Raw genomic sequence first — 19761 nt, forward strand, 5'->3', positions numbered from 1 at the left:
TCCGGAAGAAGGAATGAAGAAAAGAGGGGTCAGGCGGCCTTGCCGGCAAGCAGGGACTCGGGCCGCAGGCGCCACGCGACGAAGCCCGACAGCAGCGCCAGCACCATTGCCGGCGCGGGGTTGCCACCGATCAGCACCAGGTGCGTGGCCACGCCGCAGACCATGGTCGCGGCCAGCAGCAGGCCGCCGAAGAAGCCGGTTGCGGGCACGAGCAGCAGCAGCGCACCGCCAACCTCGACCAGGCCCGTCACGTAGCGGAACCACTGGCCGAAGCCGATCGCGTCGAACACCTGGACCATCTGCGGCACGCCCGCCAGCTTGGAAGCGCCGGCGGCGCCGAAAGCCAGCGCGAGCAGGATGCGAACGCCCCAGACGATGCGGCGCTGCATGGGAGAGGAAGTAAATGAAGAAGTCATGGGCATAAGGTTAGGCACGCACCCATTGATCGACTAGACGGTAGAGTCGGATTGCACTCGTCCACAAACCAAAGGAATCAACCCGCCATGTTCGACCTCAACGACGTCGCCATGTTCGTGCAGGTGGTGCGCTACGGCAGCTTTGCCGAGGCGGCCCGGCGGCTGGGCCTGCCGCCCAACACCGTGAGCCGGCGCATCCAGCAGCTCGAAGCGCAACTGGGCACGCGGCTGATGCAGCGCTCGACACGCAAGCTCACGCTGACCAGCGCCGGGCAGGATTTTCATGACCGATGCGCGGGGCTGGTCGACGGGCTGGCGGCCGCCGGGCAGGCCCTGGTGGCCGGAGGCCAGGAGCCCAGCGGCCTCGTGCGGGTGGCGGCGCCGGCGGATTTTTTCGATTTCTTCCCGATGGAATGGGTGTCGGACTTCCTGGCCGCGCATCCGCTGGTCAAGCTCGACTTCGTGCTCAGCGACGCGGCCGCCGACCTCATCGCGGAACAGATCGACGTGGCCTTCCGCGGCGGCGTGCTGCGCGATTCGGGCTACATCGGTCGGCGACTGGCCACCCGCAGCGGCGGCCTGCTCGCAAGCCCCGCCTACATCGCGCAACGCGGGGAACCCGCAACATTGCAGGAGCTGGCGGACCACGATTGCGTGACGCCACCGCACCCGGCCGGCCACACCACCTGGCGCCTCACGGGCCCCGGGGGCGTGGAAGAAGAAGTGCAGGTCACCGGCCGGTTCACCGGCAACACCGCGCAGGCACTGCGCAAGGCGGCGCTGGCCGGGCTGGGCATCGCGCAGCTGCCGCCGGCGATGGCGACGCGCGACGAACAGGAAGGGCGGCTGGTGCGGGTGCTGCCGCAGTACGAGTACACCGGCCGGGGGCTCAGCGTGGTGTATCCCAGCCGCAAGCATCTGCCGCTCGCGGTGTCGGCGTTCATCGACCTGGTGATGAGCAAGCTCGACCACATGGACATGCTGCAGGAGCCGTCGCTTTCCTCTTCCGGGAAGGCCTAGTCACCAGCGCCCTTTCGTTTCCACTGAAAATGCCACCCCATGAAAATCGAAAAAGACACCGTCGTCACCATCAAGTACAAGGTCTCCGACGCCCAGGGCAAGCTCATCGAGGCGAGCCCCGAGCCGATGGCCTACCTGCATGGCGGCTACGAGAACACGCTGCCCAAGATCGAGGAAGCGCTCGATGGCAAGGAAAAGGGCTACCAGACCGTGCTGAACCTCGCGCCCGAAGACGCCTTCGGCCAACGCGACGAGACCCTGGTGCGCAGCATTCCCAAGACCGACTTTCCGCCGGGCGTGAAGGTGGGCGGCCAGTTGCAGGGCCGGCTCGACGACGGCACCGAGCATGTGTTCACCGTGATGAAGATCAAGGGCCCGGTCGTGCTGCTCGACGGCAACCATCCGTGGGCCGGCAAGGCACTGCGCTTCAGCCTGCAGGTGACGGATGTGCGTGCGGCGCTGCCGGTGGAGATCGAGCACCGGCATGTGCATGGGGCGCACGGGCACCATCACTGACACCCCGAGGGGCGCCCCGGCCGCCGGTCAGTTCTTCTTCCAGAACCGCGGCGCATCCTCGATCTTCGCCAGCGCCTTGTGGCAGGCCTTCGCGCCGGCTGCATGCCGCGCGGTGAACCATCCCACCGCAAACCACGCACGCGCATCGCGCTCGACGGCCTCGCGGTACAGCGCGAGCGCGACGGCCTCGTCGTTGAACTCGCCCAGCGCGTCCTGCGCGGGGCGCAGTGCCTTCAGGTAGCGCGCGGCGGCGCTGCCGTCTTCCTTCTCGAACAGCGGCGCCACGAACTCGGCGAGGTAGCGCAGGCGCTTGAGCCGCTTGCGCACGCGATGCTGGCTTTCGGTGTCAAGAGACTCGAAGCGCTCGCCGTCGCGCAGCACCTGTTTGTGCAGGCGCTGCAGGCGTTTGCGCAGCAGGCGGCGCACGGCATTGGCGTTGATGGGCGCGGGTGCTGAAGGAACTGCCGGGCCGTCTTCAGTGGCGACGGTCGCCGGTGCGGCTTCCACAGGCTTCGCAGCGGTAAAGCCGATCAGCGAGACGAGCACGTTCTGGAACGCCGGGGCGCGCACGATGTCACCGGGCGAGGGCGTGTGGGCCGCAGTGTCGTCGCCGGCCAGCGGATCGAAGTCCGGCGCGCCGGCCTCGCGCAGCCGGGGCTGCGCCAGCTTCACGACCTGTTCGCGATCACGCAATGCGCCCAATGCGCGGAAGGCGTCGACCAGCGGCGGCTCCCATTCGGTCGTGTCGAACTGGCCCAGCTCCGGCAGCTCGCGCAACGCCGTGCGCAGCCGGCGGATGCCGATGCGTAGCTGGTGGATCTGCTCTTCATCTGTACTCCCCGCAGCGATCTCGCCGGCATTGGGCAGCATCTGCGCCAGGCACGATGCCACCACGGCCTGCTGCACGGCCCGCCCGTCGGGGTGCTGCGTTGCGAAGCGTGGCGCTTCAGCCTTCACGGCTTCCACGGTCTGCTGCGCCGCCAGCAGGCGCGCGCCGCGTTCCGCCTTCGACACGGTGCTGAACCACAGCCCATGCTGCTGCGACCAGCGCCGCGCGAGCGACACCAGGCCCTGCACGTCGCCGCGCTTGAGTTCGAGCTCCAGCTCGCACACCGGCGATTCGCGCTGCTCGGGGGTGCCCGCGTGCGCGACGACCTTGCCGATGTCGAGCGCCATCTCCACCACCGCGCCGCCGGGCCCGGTGACGCGCACGTCGCGCGTGAGCCGCACGATGTCGGTCGATTGCCGCTCGACCAGCGGCGCGCCGCCGCCCTCGGCCAGCAGCTTCGAAAGCCGGTCGCCCACGGGCGTGCCCTGATGGCGCTGCGGATCGATCTGCGGCGCCGCAGCCGCCGTACCCAGGTCGACGTTGTGCTCCAGCCGGTGCAGCGCGTTGTCGCCGGTGGCCTTCACGGTCTGCACCCAGCGCCGGCCTTCCTTGCGCAGCCGCAGCACCATGCCGTCGGCAGCGAGCCGCTGGTCGGCGGTGTCGAAATAGCGGGCCTGCAGGCGGGTGCGCACGACGGTGCCGCGCTTCAGGGCGGCTTCGACGGCCTTAAGACGGCCGGCGGGAATGCAGAACTTGAACTCGATTTCCATGGTGGCCATGATGCCCCGTCTTTTTCGTTCCCCGCAATGCGGGCAACATCGAGCACTCCGGGGCACGACGACGACCCCGCAGGCCTCGGTGCGCTATCTCGACCTGCTGTCCTGGGCGGCAATGCATCGGTTGATCGGTCTACCGTTCAACATCCTGCAGCCGCGTGCTTGCGCGCTCTCATTCGGGCAGCACGCCAATGCTTTTAAGAAGCGCGTCGTTGCGCGCCGCGTCGACGGCGACAAAGGAGTTGAAATCCTTGCGTCCTTCATGGAGGGGCTCGACACCGATTACCGCCAACTGGCGCTTGAACTCCTCATCCCGGTCGAGCACGGCGAACGCGATGTCCAGGCGCTTGAGCACGGCTTCCGGCAAGCGCTGCGGGCCCCAGACGCCGTACCACGACGAGCGGATCAGCCCCGGCATACCAGCCTCCGCCGCTGTTGGAACGTCTGGTGCGTTGTTCAGTCGCGTCGCCGACGTGACCGCCAGCGCCTTGAGCTTGCCGGCCTTGACATGCGGCAGCGCAATGGCCGGTGGATCGATCATCAGTTGCACATGACCGCCGATCAGGTCGGTGAGCGCCTGCGCCGAGCCGCGATAGGTCACGATCGGCAGCGCGAGGCCGCTCTCGTGGTTGAACTCGATGGTGGCCAGGTGCCCGGCTGATCCAGCGGCGGAATTGGCAAAGTTGAAATCCGAAGGCTTGGCCTTGGCGGCGGCGAGGAGTTCCTTGAGGTTGCCCGCCGGCACCCCGGGGTTGACCAGCAGCACCAGCGGCGTGTGGCCCACACGCGCCAGTGGCGTGAAGTCGGTGACGGGGTCATATGGCACGGCCTTCAGCACACTTTTGCCGATGACGAAGATGCTGGCGTTGAACAACAGCGTGTAGCCATCGGGTGCAGCGCGACGCACGAAGTCACTGCCGATGGTGCCGGAAGCCCCGCTCTTGTTCTCGATCACGACCGGGGTTCCAAGCGCGGCTTCGAGTCGCTTCGCGGTCAGCCGTCCGACCGCGTCGGTGGTACCGCCCGGTGGGTAGGGCAGGACCATCGTGATGGGTCGAGATGGATAGCTCTGCGCCAGTACGGCGCCAGCGGTCAAAAAGCTGCAGAGAAGTAGAGCGAACTTGAGCATGGTGTCCTCGGGGCATGGAAGAGAGGGGAAAAGGTGAGCAAAGGGCTGTCGCCCGGTGCCCTCAGGGAGCTCAAGGAGCTCAGGCAATGCACATGCTGGCGAAATCCTTGGGTGCATGGGTCACGCGCTCGGGCTCGGCGCCGACGATCACGCCATCGACATATCGGAAGCCTCCAAGACCCGGGACGTAGATGCCAGGCTCGACGATGATGGCTTCGTGCTCCAGCAGGGGGCGCGTGTTGAAGGCCATGTCCTCGGGGTACTCGTGCGTGCCTACGCCGATGCCGTGGCCAGTGCGGTGCAGCACGTGCTGGCCGTATCCGGCGCGGCTGATCACATCGAGCGATGCCTCGTCGATGCCTGCCAGCGGCGCGCCGGTGCACGCTGCGCGCAAGCCGGCCTCGTTGGATTCGAGCGCAACGCGCATCAGTTGGCGCGTGGTCTCGTCGACGCATCCGACGGCGAAGGTGCGCTGGTTCTCCATGCTCATGCCGTTCAGCCGCACATTGCAGATCGTCACCGTTGCCTTGTCTGCGAGCACCGTGGCGCCGGACTGGCTCGCGTCGCCGTGTGCAGCGGCCGAGGCCGGGCCGCTGAGCGACATGAAGCGCAGGATCTGGAAGTCTTCCCCGGGGAATCGGCGGCCGGCCTCGACGCAGGTCTGTGCCGCGACCGTGTGATCCAGTTCCTGCAGGTTGCGCCCTGGACGGATCTCGGACCGATAGCGTGCCATCGCCCAGTCCGACAAGGAAGCAGCCGCGCGCAGCAGCGCGAGTTCCTCGGCATGCTTGACCAGGCGCGCATCCCGCAGCCAGCGGCCCGCCGGCAACAGCTTGAGTTCCGGCAGCATCTGCCCGAGCCGCTGCATGGGTGCCGGGATTGCATCCACGCCGATGCGTGCGGCCACCAGTCCCAGTTGCTGCAACAGCGCGGCGAGCGTCTCGGCCCACAACGGCAGCAACGGGCGGCGCTGCGTCACGTGCGGAACCTCGGCGTAGTAGTGCGCCTGGTCCAACCACATGCGGCCGCTGTGCAGCGCGTGGTTGGCGCGGAAGGAGGACAGGTCGTGCATCAGCGCGACGCAGCGGCCGTCGCGCGTAAGGACCACGACGTAGGGCCGTTCCCATCCCCCCACCGTGATGTTGTGGTTGGTGGCGAACTCGAACCACTCGACGCCGCTGAGCGCGAGGGCGTCGAGCCGGGCCGCGTCCATCACGTGCTGCAGTTTGGCAAGGCGGTGCGATCGCACTTCGGTCGAAAGAAAACTCATCAGGATCTCCGGAGATTCGTCTGCGCAAAGTGTGTGATCGCGTCTGGCAACGTGCAATTGATATTGCGGAAGCACTTCGTTCTCCTGAGGAACGAAGTGACCGATGCGTGGTCAGCAGCGTGCCTTGCGAATTGGCCCGGAAATCGCTACACCGATGACGATCCACCGTGTTCGCTCAGGTACCTCGTTGCGGACGCGGTCGTACTTCGTTCGTTTTTGGAAGGGATTCCATGCGCAGACGCATTCCGAGCCTGGTCACTCTGGAGATGTTCGAGTCCTCGGCGCGGCACCAGAGCTTTGCGCGCGCTGCCGAGGAACTGTCCATTACGCACAGCGCGGTGAGCCGGCAGGTGGCGGCACTGGAAGACCGTGTCGGTGTTCCCTTGTTCGTGCGCAGCAAGCAGCGCCTCCTGCTGACAGAGCATGGCAAGCGCTATGCGGCGCGCATTCACGAAAGCCTGGACCGCATCGAGCGTGACACGCTCGAACTGATGGCCAGGGGCGGGCGCGGCCAGACGCTGGAAGTGGCGGTCACGCCGACGCTTGCGAGTTCGTGGCTGATCCCGCGGCTACCGCAGTTCCGCGTCCTGCACCCGGACATCACCATCAACCTGGCAATCCGGAACCGAAGATTCCTGTTCGAAGAAGAGCCGTTCGATGCGGCGATCCATTTCGGGGCGATGCAGTGGCCAGGCGTGCAAGGGTTTGAACTGCTGCCCGAAGGCGATCTGGCACCGGTATGCGCGCCGAGCCTTCTCGGTGCGCGGCGTTCGCTGCGGCCCGAGCAGGTCGCACGCATGCCGTTGCTGCACCTTGCGACGCGCGTGGATGCATGGCGCGAGTGGTTCCAGGCAACCGGCATGGATGGCGATCTGTCCGCCGTCAACGGACCGCGCTACGAGATGTTTTCCTTGCTCGCCAGTGCCGCTGTGTCGGGCCTGGGCGTGGCCCTTGTTGCTCGTCAATTGATCGAGAACGAGCTGGCAGACGGGCGTCTGGTCATCGTCTGCCGGCACACGTTGCCGGGCCATTTGGCCTACCACGTCGCATACCCGCTGGGCCGGCCTGTGAGCCCCGGGCTGCAGGCATTCCTGCAGTGGCTGTCGGGCCTCAAGCGCGCTCACGTCGGTGCCCACTGAGCGAGGGGTCCGACCGCACCTTGGATTCGTTGCTTGACCAGTCCAGGTTTTACGCCGCACCCCCGTTCGTCAGATCGAATGCCGACATGCTCGATTCCACCGACCTCTGACCCGGCGACTGCAACCTACCTATCGTCTCCGGGAACGCCATATCCGGGAGCCCGGGCTGGCTCCAGGGCTCGGTCGATGTAGTCCTGCATCTGCGGTTTGTAAGCTTGCCAGAGCCTTTCAAGCTCTCCGATGGGATCTTCATCCACCCAATCGACTCGCAGGTTGACGATCGGCCATACGAAATCATCGATCACCATCAGCGCCGACGAATGCAGCGGGCCCGCTTCGCCGCCTTCCGCGAGACCCGCCTGCATGGCTGCGATCAGGCGATCGGCCAAGTGTCCCGATGAAGCAGCGAAGGCCTCCACCATGGCGTCTATCACCGACGGGCTGGCCAGCATGTTGCCGGCGGCGGCGCACTGATCGCCGGACATCGCCTTGTACACCCCCAGCGTCTTGCCTCCGCTGAAATGCGCCGTGCGACCTCGGGAGTCGATAGCGATCAGCTGGCGGTATTGGCTGTGACTGTCAGTCGCGAGCGCTTCATTCAGCGCGTCGTCTGGCGACAGTCCCTTCTCCAGCAGACCCAGAGTTTCCGGGCCCAAAGCCGGCAACGTAATGTTCTGTGAAGACACCGCGCCAACACTGCTTCGCAGCCAAGGGCAGCGCGCGCCTACGGCGATGCTGGAAGAACTGATGGCGACTCCCAGCTGACCCGTTTCGGCGCAGCGGCCAACGATGGATAGCGTCATGTGGGTGCTCCTTTCAATCTGGAATGACTGCAATGACGTCGATCTCCATCAGCCACTGAGGCTGACCGAGCGCCACGACAACCAGACCCGTGGAGATGGGAAACACACCCTTCAGCCACTTGCCCACTTCCTGATACACGGCTTCGCGATAGCGCGGGTCGGTGAGGTAGGTGGTGGTCTTGACGATGTGCGACATGTCGCTGCCGGCCTCTTCCAGGAGCTGCTTCACGTTCTTCATCGCCTGCTCCGCTTGTGCACGGGGATCGCCCAGGCCCACAAGATTTCCATCGAAATCCGTGCCGACCTGGCCGCGCACATAAACGGTGTTGCCGGCGCGTACAGCCTGGCACAGATCGTTGTCCAGGCTCTGATTGGGGTAGGTCTCCCGCGTGTTGAACATGCGGATTCGGGTGTGCGTTGGCGTTGTCATTCTGGATCGATGGTGAAAAGTTGGCGTGTGCAGTGAGCGTCAGACCACAGCTTCGCGGGAGTCGGCCCCACTGGCGTTCGGAGTCTGTTGCCGGCTGGCGTGATGCTGTTGGTATTGGCGCTGGATCGCGATGTGGTCTGCCACATGCTTTGCGTCGTGCCACACCCCCCAGATGAACGCGGAACCGCGGCGCGACAACCAAGGCAGGCCAACGAAATAAACGCCCGGCTCCGCGCCCACGCCGCGCTGGTGGCGTGGCTTGCCATTGGCCTGCAAAGTGTCGACCTGCAGCCAGCTGTAGTCCGCCGCATAGCCCGTCGCCCAGATGATCGACGTGACATTGGCCTTTTGCAGATCCAGCGCTTGCAGGGGCTCGGTGATGCAGGCCGCATCTGCCACGCGCTCCCGCGCCTGCGGCTCCAGCGGCAACACGAGTCCGTTGCGCTCGACATAGGCATCGGCGGCATCCAGGAGAGACAGATAGCTGTCGTCGCCTCGCTGAAGGTTCTCGGCCAGATCGGACTTGAACGTGACCTTGCCATCCGCGAACGCCTCGGTCTGCCCGACCAGCGTGATGCCGGACTGCGCCAGGCGCCTGAAATCGATCGTGTGGCCGCCACTGGCGCCACTCACGGCAATGGTGACGTGCTCCCGACCGGGCTGCACGGCTTCGGAATCCCAAAGGCCGAGCACGCCCAGCCACCAGCAGAAATCGCGCTCACGGTATGTGCGGGGGGGCCGCTCGTGAGGGCCGACCGAAAGGTAGACCTTCTTGCCGGAAGAATGCAGTTCTTCGGCAATCTGCACGCCAGACGAGCCAGCACCCACAACCAACACGTCGCCCGCGGGCAACTGGTCAGGACTGAAGTACTTCGCCGAGTGAATCTGGTACAGCGCGGGATCGACGGGCGCAATGGACGGCACGACGGGTTTTTGAAAAGGACCGGTCGCAACGACAACCCGATGGGCCCAGAAAGTACCTTGAGAGGTCTCGACCACGAATCCGGTGCGGCCCGGGTTGCGGGTCACGCGCTGGACATCCACCCCGGTGCGGATGGGCGCGTCGAACTTCTTTGCGTAGCGCTCGAAGTACTCTGCAACCTGGTCCTTGCTTGCGAAGGAGTTCGGAGCAACATCGAACTCGAGGCCCGGAAAACGGTCATGCCACGCCGGGCCGTTGGCGACCAATGAATTCCACCTACCCGTGCGCCACGCTTCGGCGATACGGTTTTTTTCCAGCACCACGTGCGGAACTCCAATTCGACTCAAATGTTCGCTCATTGCAACGCCAGCTTGTCCGGCGCCAACAACGAGCGTGTCAATTTCATTCACAATTTCGGTCATTGCTCATCTCTCGGGCGAAGTTTTCCGGCTGCATGGCAATAGGAATTGCCATCAACAAACCACGGTGACGGCTCAATCAGCCAGCGATGGATCGTGCTTGATCATCAAATACTTCATTTCTTCGAAATGCTGCTCGGAGAAATCTGTAATCTTTTCCCAGCTCCGCGCTGTTTTCTCCGCGACTTCGTCTGAAAGAACCCGAAGCGGCTGGCCCGTTGACCACGCGGTAACCAGGATCTGACAAGATCTTTCGAGCGTCCACATGTCGTCAAATGCCTCGCCAACGGTCTTGCCGACGACCATCACACCGTGGTTGCCCATCAAAAGACGTGTTTTGTCTTTCAACAGACCCGCCAGCCGGGCACCCTCGGCGGTCGTGTCGGCCATTCCTCCGTACATCTCGTCCACCGCGACCCTGTTGAAATAGCGCGCGGTGTTTTGATCGATGGGAGGAATCTGCGGGTTCTGCAAACATGCGATGCTGGTTGCAAAGACCGGGTGCAAATGAAGCACCACCCGCGCGGCAGGCAGCATCTGGTGGATCTGGCCGTGAATGGCCCAGGCCGTGGCGTCCACATCTTTACGGCTGGCAGTTGACTCGTCGTCTGCATCGAGCAATAGCAAATCGCCGGCACGAATGCGGGAAAAATGCATCCACTTCGGATTGAGCAAGAATTTCTTGCCGTCGTCCGAAACCGCAGCGCTGAAGTGATTGGCCACAGCCTCGTGCATTCCGAGATGCGCGATGATTCGAAAAGTCGCGGCAAGATCGACGCGCAGATTTTCTTCGTGGTTTAACGCCATGGCTTCTTGCTCCGCAAACAGGTCAGGGCTTGGGCATCAGCTCTTGCAGGTCTTTTTCTGCTGGCGGTTCGAACTTGTACTTCTTCAGCAGCGCGGCATATTCCGGCGTTACCTTGTATTTGTTCAAGGCATCAATCAATGCTTTCTTGACTTCATCATTGCCCTTTTTCACCCCGAAACCGTTCAGGACCGGGTAGATGAGCGTGTCGGAAGAAATCGAGATCCGATCACCCAGTTTCTCGATCGCACCGCGAGCGACGGCGGCGTCGGTGATTTGAGCTTCCACGGCCTTGGACAGCAGCGCCTGGGTGGTTTGCGGATCGGTGCCGTATTCACTGATCTCAATGGGCTTCTTGCCGTTCTTGACACAGTATTCGGTGGAGAGCTTTCTCATTTGCTGAAGCCAGGACGTGGCGCCCATCGAGCCGATCTTGTGACCGCAGAAGTCTTCGGGCTTTTTCGGCTGGTACTCGGCACCCTTGAGCGCCAGGATCGACTCGCCGCTTTTCAGGTACGGAATCATGTCCATCACCTTGACGCGCTCGGCAGTGATGTACATCGATGAATTGATGATGTCGAAACGACCACCCTGCAGCCCCGTGATCAGATTGGGAAACCTGGTATCGATGTTCTCGGCCTTGCGCCCCATTATTTTTGCAAGACCGTCGAGAAATTCGACATCAAAACCTGCAGGCTGGTTGTTGTCCATATATTCATATGGAAAAAACGTGAGGTCGGAACCGGCAGTGATCTTGCCCGGCTGTTGGAAAGCCGCGGCGTTGAAAGAAGCGGTTGCAATGACCGCAGCGCTCAAGACCAGAGGAATGTTTTTGCAGATCGAACGGTAATTCATGATGGTAAAACTTCCGAGTTGAGGAATTAGGCAGCCGCGGTGTCAGTGCCGGCTTGTTGCAGAAAAAACGATGCGCCGCGCGGTTTTTGCGGCAAGCGCAATTCATTCACCGTACTTCGAACCAGCCCGCTCTCTTGTCCTGCGACCATGAGTCCGGCGTGCACGCTGGGCAATGGGCTCTCGCAAAACGGCAAGGCATCCTCTGCCGCATAGACACTGATGAACAGCGTGCGGGGAAGCTCGGTGTTATTGGGGCTCGACGCGTGCAACAGACGCGTGTGCATGAAACATACGGAGCCCGACGGCGCATAACATGACACCGGATCCTGGCAATGTTCATCCACCACAGCGTTTTCAACCGTTCCTGTGAATCGGTTGTTTTGCCAATGCGACCAGAGCGGCCCTTTATGGCTGCCGGTTGCAACCTGCAGAGGTCCGTTTTCGGGTGTGACATCGCTCACCATCAGCAGCGCCGTGACCAGATCGTCGTTGCTGTGCGGCGTGAAGGGAAAGTCCTGATGCCACTTCACCACGGTCTTGGTGTGAGGCAGTTTCGAATTGATCTTGCTGTGGTGAAAGCGCGCCCCCGAGCCACCGATCAACTGGGCCGCAATGGCGGCCATGCGGGATTCCAGCGCAATCTTCTTGTAGGCCGCCGAAATCTCGGTGGGTGAATTGACGCGCCGGAGCGACGGATGGTCCGCCCGATGGTCATCTTCGATGTCGAATCGCGGGCGCCCATCCTGCGTTTCACCCCATGGCGCGGTCCTGGCGCGGCTTTCTTCAACCCATTGTTCGAAATCGTCGTTCAACGATTTGACTTCTTCGGGAGACAGGACCCCTTCCACAACCAGCACACCTTCTTCGTGGTATTTGTCAATTTGCCACTGCTCGATCATTTCAATTCCTTCGGAAAATATAAATTGACACATCGCAAATATTCATGCCAATGAAACGTCTTTCAGGAACGCTTCAACACGTGCATTTTTTCCACTTCTGAAAACTTCGGGCGTGTCATCGCAAACCACGCGTCCTTTTTCCATGAATACAATCCGGTCCGACACCTTGAACGCGAAATTCATTTCGTGTGTGACGATCACCATGGTGATGCCCTCGCTGGCAAGCGTTTCGATGACTTGAAGCACTTCGGTGACTTTCTCCGGATCCAATGCCGAGGTCGGCTCATCGAACAGCATGATTTGAGGGCGCATCATCAGTGCCCGGGCAATTGCCACGCGTTGCTGTTGCCCCCCGGACAGCTGATGGGGGTATTTGAAGACATGCTCGAGCATGCCGACTTTCAGCAGTAATTCGTATGCTTGCTGCTTCAGATCGGAGATTGGCGCAGTGCCGTGATAACGCGGCGCCAAAAGCAGGTTATTCAATACCGTGAGATGCGGGAACAGGTTGAAACTCTGGAAAACCATTCCGATGTCCAAGCGGTGCTTGAGATCCTCGATCAGCCTGGGCTTCTGAGCACCCTGCCTGCTCAGATGAATAAACGGTTCACCATTGATCTTGATATCGCCGTTGTCGAGTTTTTCCAAACCATTGAGAAGGCGAATCAGCGTGGTTTTTCCGGAACCGGAAGGGCCGATCACGGATACGACTTGCCCTTGCTCAACTTTCAGGTTGACTGCGCCCAGAACCTCGACATTGTTGTAAGCCTTGTGCAGTCTGAATGCTTCGAGTGCCGGGATGTTCGAGCTGCTCTGTGGACGGCGAGATTGCGTCGCACTGTTCCTGGCTTTCTCGAATACATCCTCATCAGGCGTCCTTGCCACTTTGCGCTTGGTAACGTCCAGAAAATGTTCCAGTCTTTTCAGGACAAAATCAAATACCGTCACAATCAAGACGTAGTAAATCGCAACTGCTGTCATGGTTTCCATCACCAGGAAATTCTGCGAATAAAGGCGTTGGCCGACCATCAGAATTTCCGTCAACGAAATGACAGATACCAGGGAGCTGAGTTTGACGATCGAGATGAACTCGTTGGTCAGTGACGGGAGGGCCACGCGAATGGCTTGAGGCACTACCACCCGGTATTGAATTCCCATGAATCGCAGCCCCAGCGCAATGGCAGCTTCGTACTGGCCCTTGGGAATCGAAAGCAGGCCGCCGCGGTGAATTTCTGCGATGTATGCGGTTTCGCAAATGACCAAGGCAATAAGGCCGGCCCAGAATGGATCATTGAGAACAACCTGGCTGGACGGAAACGCTTGAGGCAGGTTGTAAGTGAAGATCAACAACACCAGCAGAGGCAGACTGCGAAACAACCAGATATAGCAACGCGCAGGCAGGCTGATCAGCGGCTTCGAAGACTGCTTTGCAAGTGCCAGAACAAATCCGAAAACGACACTCAAGACCCAGGTGCAAATACTGAGCTTTATGACGGTCAGCGTCGCCAGCCAGAAATCCTGCAGCCTTAACAGGCTGAACATGTATTGCCAATCAAATGTCATATTTACTTTTCGCAGCAATAGCAATTAAAGGTGGGTTGGAAAAGTCGATGACATGGCTTTGCAAGACGACTTGAGTATCTGGCTCGGCCTTGCATCGGGTCAACTATCAAATACCTAAGTCTTATATAGGCGTGTCCTATACAAGCATCTGATCGAAAATCCTGAGTTATGGGCCTGAATGCGCCTCTTTTTGGTTTTAAATATTCCATGATGGTGCGGTCTCACGGTTCTGGTGCGAACGGGTTCAGCTTGTTTATTTGTCGTTGGCGTCGTCTGAGATTTGCCAATGGACTTTGTCGACCTGCCCTTGCGCGGAGTGGACTGGTCTGTGCGGTCTGGACTGCCGGCTCGGTGAGCTGATCCGGCTGGAGGGGCGACTGCGCGCTGGGACGCGCGCAAGTGGGGTATGTGCTGCTGGCCCCTAGCAATGGCTCAAGGTGCTTGCCCTTGGTGCGATCAATAAACGACCTGCGAGGGGGTCATTGGCATGATTCGATATCCGAACTGACTTGCCGCGAGATTTGTGATGGCGGCGTCAAATCCACGCTGCGGCAATAGTCCATGAACAGTCTTGTTGCCGGAGAGGGCTGGTTATTTTTCAGATATGCCATGATCAACGTGGAAGCAGGCATTTCATCTTCTATATCCAATTGAACCAGTTGCTTTCCGTCGTATGTGCTTTCGGTGCACGGGCGAGTGACCAGCAACGAAAATCCCAGACCTCGACCTACCATGCAGCGGACCATCTCGATCGACGGCGAGCTATACGCGACGGTTGGATGGAATCCCCGGTTTTTGAAAATGTCGATGAAGTAGTTTCGACTTGGCACGACGTCCAGCAGGATCATTGGCTCGATGCTCAAATCTTCCAATGTCACTGATTTTTTTCTTGCCAATCGATGGTCAACCGGGAGCAGCGCATATGGTTTATGCGGTGCATTCAATTCCTCCTTGTATATCGAATTGCCCAGCTCCAGATCGTATAAGAATGCCAGATCAAATCGCCCTCGATGCAATCCCTGCATCAGTTCGTGCTGTTCGCCATCGTGCAGCTGGATATTGATCTGCGGATAGACACCCTTGAATCCGGCAATCAACTTTGGCATGTACAGCGGAGCCATGGATTCAAAGCAGCCCAAGGCAATGGTTCCGGATATCAGGTTCCATTCGGCGTTTGAGTTTTGCTCCAGATCGTGAGAAAGCTGCAATAGATGCTTGGCCTGTTCATAAACTCTGCGCCCATTGGATGTAAGCGAGACACCCTGTGCGTGATGCCGGATCAACAGCTGTTGATCCAGTATTTCTTCCAGTGTTTTTATGGCAACGGAGATGGATGGCTGAGAGATGTGAAGCTTCCGCGCAGCTTCGACGATGCTGTCCTCTTCCACCACGGCAACAAAGTACTTAATTTGCCTTAAGGTGAAACGCGCCGTTAATTGACTCATAGAAATCACCCTTCTTGGTCACGCCTTTGCATAGTTTTTTCTGATGCAAACTTCGTGCCTGACGATCTGATCTCATTTGGATGCAACGCATTTCAGGGGCCGCAAGCGGCAGGGTTTGGCCGTCGTGAAATTTCTGCCGAAAAATGCCTCCCAGCTGTACGTCCGAGAAAATATGTGGACGCCGTCCATTTTCTTTGGTATCTTTTGTGGACGGCGTACACAAGACGCCGCAAAACGCCTCCACATCCATCCACCGATACAGGACGACACCATGGCCACCAAGCAGATCTTCGTGAACCTCCCCGTCAAGAACCTCGAGAAGACCAAGACCTTCTTCGCCGCGCTGGGCTACACCTTCAACGCGCAGTTCACCGACGCCAACGCCGCGTGCATGGTCGTCCAGAAGGACAGCATCCACGTCATGCTGCTGGTCGAGGAGTTCTTCAAGACCTTCACCACCAAGAGCCTCACCGACACGTCGAAGAGCACCGAAGTGCTGCTGTGCCTTTCGTGCGAGAGCCGCGCCGAAGTCGACGAGCTCGTGGCCAAGGCCAAGGCCGCCGGTGGCACCATCCCGAGCGAGCCGAAGGACTACGGCTTCATGTACGGCCACGGCTTCCAGGACATCGACGGCCACCTGTGGGAGCTGGTGTACATGGACCCGAACGCCGAAATGCCGAAGCAGTAAAGCGCCGGCAGGCACGCCCGAAAGGGAAAAAGAGCGATGCCCATCGTTCCATACGCGCTCTTCACTGTTGCACGGAAGGCCTCTACCGGAAGGCGGCGGCGCCCCGATATTCCATCCACTGGCACGGCATCATCGGCCGCGCCCCACATGGAAAGGAATATCGAAATGTCCGACAACAACAAGGGCCCCGTCGTCCAGGTCAAGCCACTCGGCTTCCCGTGGCAGACGATCGACCCGTTCCTGTTCTGCGTCTACCACGACGACGCCTACCCGAAGGCCAACGGCCAGATGGGCCCCGAGGCCTCGCTGGCCGGCCGCCAGATCGGCCAGGACTTCAGCCGCAAGGACGGTTGGAGCATGTACCACGGCGACACGGTGCCGGGCTTTCCCTCGCACCCACACCGCGGCTTCGAAACCGTGACCATCGTGCGCAAGGGCCTGGTCGACCATTCCGACTCGCTGGGCGCCACCGCGCGCTTCGGCGGCGGCGACGTGCAGTGGCTCACGGCCGGCAAAGGCATCGTGCACTCTGAAATGTTCCCGCTGCTCGACGCCGGCGCGCCGAACCCGCTGGAGCTGTTCCAGATCTGGCTCAACCTGCCCGCCAGGAGCAAGATGGCCGAGCCGCACTTCACGATGTTCTGGTCCGACGCCATTCCGCGCTTCGCCTCCGACGACGCGAAGGGCGGCCGCACCGAGGTTGCAGTCATCGCGGGCCGGCTCGGCGATGCCGCCAGCGGGCAGGACCCGATCCAGCCGCTGGCGCCGCCGCCCGATTCATGGGCCGCGCAGGCCGACGCCGACGTGGCGATCTGGACGCTGAAGATGACGCCCGGCGCGCAATGGACGCTGCCGGCCGCCACGGGCGAAGGCACGCGGCGCATGCTGTACTTCTTCAAGGGGGCGGTGGCGCACATTGCCGGCGAGCGCGTGGAAGGCCCGGCGGCCGTCGAGCTGCGCGCGGATGCGGCCGTCGAGATCGTCAACGGCAACGACGAGACGAGCGAGTTCCTGGTGCTGCAGGGCCGCCCGATCGCCGAACCGGTGGCGCAGTACGGCCCCTTCGTGATGAACACGCAGGCCGAGATCAGCCAGACCATGGCCGACTACCGCCGTACGCAGTTCGGCGGCTGGCCATGGGACGATCCGGCGCCGGTGCACGACCGCGAGGCCGCGCGCTTTGCGCGGCACCCCGGCGGCCACGAGGAAGTGCCGGGAGCCTGAGCGAAAAAAGGACGTTCTTCGTCAGAACGTCTTCAGAACCTCGATGCTGGGGGCCGTCATGCTCGGCACGAACTCGGTCACGTCGGCGCGCGCCACGCCGCCCTGCACGAACGGGTCGCGCGCCAGCACGGCCTCCAGCCCTTCGCGGTCGCCCGAACGGGCGAGGATCACGCCACCCGTGCGCGGCACCTGGCGGCCCGAAGCCACGAACAGCCCGCTTTCGTAGTGCTTCCTCAACCAGACCATGTGCGGGTCCATCAGCGCGTCGACTTCTTCGAGCGGGCGGATGTAGGTGAGGGTGACGATGAACATGGGCAGGGCTGCGGTGAATTCGGAAGCCCCGATCCTATGACCTTGGCAAGACGCCCGCCCGGGCGAGGTGTGCACACCCGTAACAGACTGCTCGCTAGTCGATCACCACGCCCCCCTCTTTCACCAGCTTCGCGAACTTGGCCGTCTCTTCCCGGATCTGCCGCGCCATTTCTTCCTGCGTGCCGCCCAGCGGCTCGGCGCCGATGGCCTGCATGCGCTGCGCGAAATCGGGCGAGTGGATGATCTTCACCATCTCGACGTTGAGGCGCGCAACGATCTCCTTCGGCGTGGCTGCCGGCGCAAGCACGCCGAACCAGGTGCCGATGTCGAAGCCCTTGAGCCCCGCTTCCTCCAGCGTCGGTACGTCCGGCAGCACCGACGAGCGGCGCGCGGTGGTCACGGCCAGCGCGCGCAGCTTGCCGCCCTTGATGTGTTGCAGCACCGGCGTAATGGTGTCGAAGGACATCGCCACCTGCCCGCCGAGCAGGTCGGTGGTGAGCGGGCCGCTGCCCTTGTAGGGCACGTGCAGCAGCGTAGTGCCGGTGCTGGACTGGAACTGCGTGCCGATCAGGTGCTGCGCCGTGCCGTTGCCATTGGAGCCGTAGGCCAGCTTGCCGGGCGAGGCCTTGGCGAGCGCAACCAGTTCGGCCACGTTCTTCGCGGGCGTGTTGGCGGCGTTGATGACCAGCACGTTGGGCACCATGGCTACGACGGTGATCGGCGCCAGGTCTTTCTGGAAGTCGTAGGGCAGCTTCTTGTAGACGCTGGTCGCGATGGTGTGGTGCACCGCGCCCATGAGCAGCGTGTAGCCGTCGGGCTTGGCCTTGGCCACGTAGTCGGCGCCGAGCGTGGCACCGGCGCCGGGCTTGCTCTCGACCACCACCGGCTGGCCGAGCGATTGCGAAAGCCTGTCGGCCAGCGCGCGGGCCAGCACGTCGGTGGTGCCGCCGGCGGGGAAGGGCACGACGAGGCTGATGGGCCGCGTCGGCCAACCGGCGGGCGGTTGCTGCGCAAACGCCAGGGCAGAGGCGCCGAGGCCGAGCGCGAGCGCCGCGGCCCGAAGCACCGTGCGCCGGTGGCGCTGGGGGAAGGAAGCTGCTGTCATGGTTTTGTCTCCGGCTCGTTGTTGTGATGCGCGCATCGAGGCGCGCGGATACCGTCGTGTCGCTCGAATCGGTCAGGCCGCAAGCCGCACGGGCTCGCCGGCAATGTGCGCGCATACCGCGCGCGTCACCTGCTCCGTGGTCGCGCTGCCGCCCAGGTCGCGGGTGTGCAGCGACGGGTTGGCCGTGACGTGCTCCACCGCAGCCATCACGCGGCGCGCGGCCTCGGCCTCGCCCAGGTGCTCGAGCAGCATCACCACCGACCAGAAGGTGCCGACCGGATTGGCCAGCCCCTTGCCCATGATGTCGAAGGCCGAACCGTGGATGGGCTCGAACATCGACGGATAGCGCCGCTCCGGGTCGATGTTGCCGGTGGGCGCAATGCCCAGGCTGCCCGCCAGCGCCGCCGCGAGGTCGCTGAGGATGTCGGCGTGCAGGTTGGTGGCGACGATGGTGTCCAGCGAGGCCGGGCGGTTGACCATGCGCGCGGTGCAGGCGTCGACCAGTTCCTTGTCCCAGCTCACGTCGGGGAACTCCTTCGAGATCTGCAGCGCGATCTCGTCCCACATCACCATCGCGTGGCGCTGCGCGTTGCTCTTGGTGACCACGGTGAGCAGCTTGCGCGGCCGCGAACGAGCGAGCTTGAAAGCGAAACGCATGATGCGTTCGACGCCCGCGCGGGTCATCATGCTCACGTCGGTGGCGGCTTCGATGGGGTGGCCCTGGTGCACGCGTCCGCCGACGCCGGCGTACTCGCCCTCGGAGTTCTCGCGCACGATCACCCAGTCGAGCTGGCCTGGCGCGCAGCGCTTGAGCGGCCCGTCGATGCCCGGCAGGATGCGCGTGGGCCGCACGTTGGCGTACTGGTCGAAGCCCTGGCAGATCTTCAGGCGCAGGCCCCAGAGCGTGATGTGGTCGGGAATGTGCGGATCGCCAGCGGAGCCGAAAAGAATTGCGTCTTTCTTGCGCAGCGCGTCGAGGCCGTCGGCCGGCATCATCTCGCCGCGCGCGCGGTACCAGTCGCCGCCCCAGCCGAAGTCCTCGAAGCTGAAATGCAGGGCGCCGCCGGAAGCCGCGGCCAGCGCCTCCATCACCTGGCGCCCCGCCGGGATCACTTCCTTGCCGATGCCGTCGCCGGGAATGGTGGCAATGCTGTAGCTGCTCATCGATGTCCTTGTGTGCGCTGTAGTGGTGGTGG

20 protein-coding genes are annotated in these 19761 nt (G+C 62.3%); 5 read left to right on the forward strand and 15 right to left on the reverse strand.

From position 1 onward, the window contains the following. Window positions 1-29 precede the first annotated feature (29 nt). On the reverse strand, window positions 30-416 hold the full coding sequence (locus ACSFCA_RS18325; RefSeq protein WP_435460286.1) for a DoxX family protein: 387 nt from the start codon (window positions 414-416) through the stop codon (window positions 30-32). 87 nt (window positions 417-503) lie between these two features. Between ACSFCA_RS18325 and ACSFCA_RS18330 the strand changes: the two genes are divergently transcribed. Both ACSFCA_RS18330 and ACSFCA_RS18335 read left to right on the forward strand, forming a co-directional pair. After that, the gene (locus tag ACSFCA_RS18330) at window positions 504-1436 is read left to right on the forward strand and encodes a LysR family transcriptional regulator (protein ID WP_435460285.1); all 933 of its coding nucleotides are present in this window, start codon (window positions 504-506) and stop codon (window positions 1434-1436) included. Between the two features lie 39 nt (window positions 1437-1475). Then, the gene (locus tag ACSFCA_RS18335) at window positions 1476-1952 is read left to right on the forward strand and encodes an FKBP-type peptidyl-prolyl cis-trans isomerase (RefSeq protein WP_093055094.1); all 477 of its coding nucleotides are present in this window, start codon (window positions 1476-1478) and stop codon (window positions 1950-1952) included. 27 nt (window positions 1953-1979) lie between these two features. On the opposite strand, the gene ACSFCA_RS18340 is transcribed toward ACSFCA_RS18335, so the two are convergent. The 3 genes from ACSFCA_RS18340 to ACSFCA_RS18350 all read right to left on the reverse strand — a co-directional run bounded on the left by ACSFCA_RS18340 (window position 1980) and on the right by ACSFCA_RS18350 (window position 5956). Continuing rightward, a complete protein-coding gene (locus ACSFCA_RS18340) occupies window positions 1980-3560 on the reverse strand; it encodes a CYTH and CHAD domain-containing protein (protein WP_435460284.1) in 1581 nt (526 codons plus the stop codon). A gap of 169 nt (window positions 3561-3729) precedes the next feature. Beyond that, window positions 3730-4686 (reverse strand): Bug family tripartite tricarboxylate transporter substrate binding protein, encoded by a 957-nt coding sequence (locus ACSFCA_RS18345; RefSeq protein ID WP_435460283.1) that lies wholly within the window; start codon window positions 4684-4686, stop codon window positions 3730-3732. A 79-nt stretch (window positions 4687-4765) separates the two neighbouring features. Then, complete coding sequence (locus tag ACSFCA_RS18350) at window positions 4766-5956, reverse strand: M24 family metallopeptidase (RefSeq protein ID WP_435460282.1); 1191 nt, start codon at window positions 5954-5956, stop codon at window positions 4766-4768. Window positions 5957-6186: 230 nt separating this feature from the next. On the opposite strand from ACSFCA_RS18350, the gene ACSFCA_RS18355 reads away from it, so the two are divergent. Beyond that, the gene (locus tag ACSFCA_RS18355; protein WP_258352146.1) at window positions 6187-7095 is read left to right on the forward strand and encodes a LysR substrate-binding domain-containing protein; all 909 of its coding nucleotides are present in this window, start codon (window positions 6187-6189) and stop codon (window positions 7093-7095) included. Between the two features lie 125 nt (window positions 7096-7220). Here the strand turns inward: ACSFCA_RS18355 and ACSFCA_RS18360 are convergent, their stop codons facing one another. The 8 genes from ACSFCA_RS18360 to ACSFCA_RS18395 form a co-directional block, all read right to left on the reverse strand. Next, window positions 7221-7898: a DUF1028 domain-containing protein gene (locus ACSFCA_RS18360; protein ID WP_258352145.1), complete on the reverse strand. Its 678-nt coding sequence runs from the start codon at window positions 7896-7898 to the stop codon at window positions 7221-7223. Between the two features lie 13 nt (window positions 7899-7911). Continuing rightward, on the reverse strand, window positions 7912-8328 hold the full coding sequence (locus ACSFCA_RS18365) for a RidA family protein (protein WP_258352144.1): 417 nt from the start codon (window positions 8326-8328) through the stop codon (window positions 7912-7914). A 39-nt stretch (window positions 8329-8367) separates the two neighbouring features. Next, window positions 8368-9672, reverse strand: a complete 1305-nt coding sequence (locus ACSFCA_RS18370; protein WP_435460281.1) for a flavin-containing monooxygenase — start codon at window positions 9670-9672, stop codon at window positions 8368-8370. Window positions 9673-9744: 72 nt separating this feature from the next. Further along, window positions 9745-10476 (reverse strand): class II aldolase and adducin N-terminal domain-containing protein, encoded by a 732-nt coding sequence (locus ACSFCA_RS18375; protein ID WP_435460280.1) that lies wholly within the window; start codon window positions 10474-10476, stop codon window positions 9745-9747. Between the two features lie 22 nt (window positions 10477-10498). Beyond that, complete coding sequence (locus ACSFCA_RS18380; protein WP_435460279.1) at window positions 10499-11329, reverse strand: ABC transporter substrate-binding protein; 831 nt, start codon at window positions 11327-11329, stop codon at window positions 10499-10501. A 26-nt stretch (window positions 11330-11355) separates the two neighbouring features. After that, window positions 11356-12228: a phytanoyl-CoA dioxygenase family protein gene (locus tag ACSFCA_RS18385; RefSeq protein WP_258352140.1), complete on the reverse strand. Its 873-nt coding sequence runs from the start codon at window positions 12226-12228 to the stop codon at window positions 11356-11358. Between the two features lie 42 nt (window positions 12229-12270). Further along, window positions 12271-13791, reverse strand: coding sequence for an amino acid ABC transporter permease/ATP-binding protein (locus ACSFCA_RS18390; RefSeq protein ID WP_435460278.1), 1521 nt, complete (start codon window positions 13789-13791; stop codon window positions 12271-12273). 479 nt (window positions 13792-14270) lie between these two features. Then, window positions 14271-15236 carry a LysR family transcriptional regulator gene (locus ACSFCA_RS18395; protein ID WP_258352139.1) on the reverse strand — a complete coding sequence of 322 codons (966 nt, stop codon included), beginning with the start codon at window positions 15234-15236 and terminating at the stop codon, window positions 14271-14273. A 271-nt stretch (window positions 15237-15507) separates the two neighbouring features. Here ACSFCA_RS18395 and ACSFCA_RS18400 point away from each other — a divergent pair, with 271 nt between their 5' ends. Continuing rightward, a complete protein-coding gene (locus ACSFCA_RS18400; RefSeq protein ID WP_435460277.1) occupies window positions 15508-15924 on the forward strand; it encodes a VOC family protein in 417 nt (138 codons plus the stop codon). A 165-nt stretch (window positions 15925-16089) separates the two neighbouring features. Next, entirely contained in the window at window positions 16090-17148 is a 1059-nt protein-coding gene (locus ACSFCA_RS18405; RefSeq protein WP_218132224.1) for a pirin family protein, read from the forward strand. A gap of 21 nt (window positions 17149-17169) precedes the next feature. Here the strand turns inward: ACSFCA_RS18405 and ACSFCA_RS18410 are convergent, their stop codons facing one another. The 3 genes from ACSFCA_RS18410 to ACSFCA_RS18420 form a co-directional block, all read right to left on the reverse strand. Beyond that, a complete protein-coding gene (locus ACSFCA_RS18410; protein WP_258352136.1) occupies window positions 17170-17460 on the reverse strand; it encodes a YciI family protein in 291 nt (96 codons plus the stop codon). A gap of 94 nt (window positions 17461-17554) precedes the next feature. Next, window positions 17555-18565 (reverse strand): tripartite tricarboxylate transporter substrate binding protein, encoded by a 1011-nt coding sequence (locus tag ACSFCA_RS18415; RefSeq protein ID WP_435460276.1) that lies wholly within the window; start codon window positions 18563-18565, stop codon window positions 17555-17557. 72 nt (window positions 18566-18637) lie between these two features. Then, window positions 18638-19729: a tartrate dehydrogenase gene (locus tag ACSFCA_RS18420; protein WP_435460275.1), complete on the reverse strand. Its 1092-nt coding sequence runs from the start codon at window positions 19727-19729 to the stop codon at window positions 18638-18640. Window positions 19730-19761: the final 32 nt, after the last annotated feature.

Origin of the sequence: Variovorax multivorans (genome assembly GCF_051216835.1) — a bacterium.
GTDB lineage: Bacteria > Pseudomonadota > Gammaproteobacteria > Burkholderiales > Burkholderiaceae_C > Variovorax.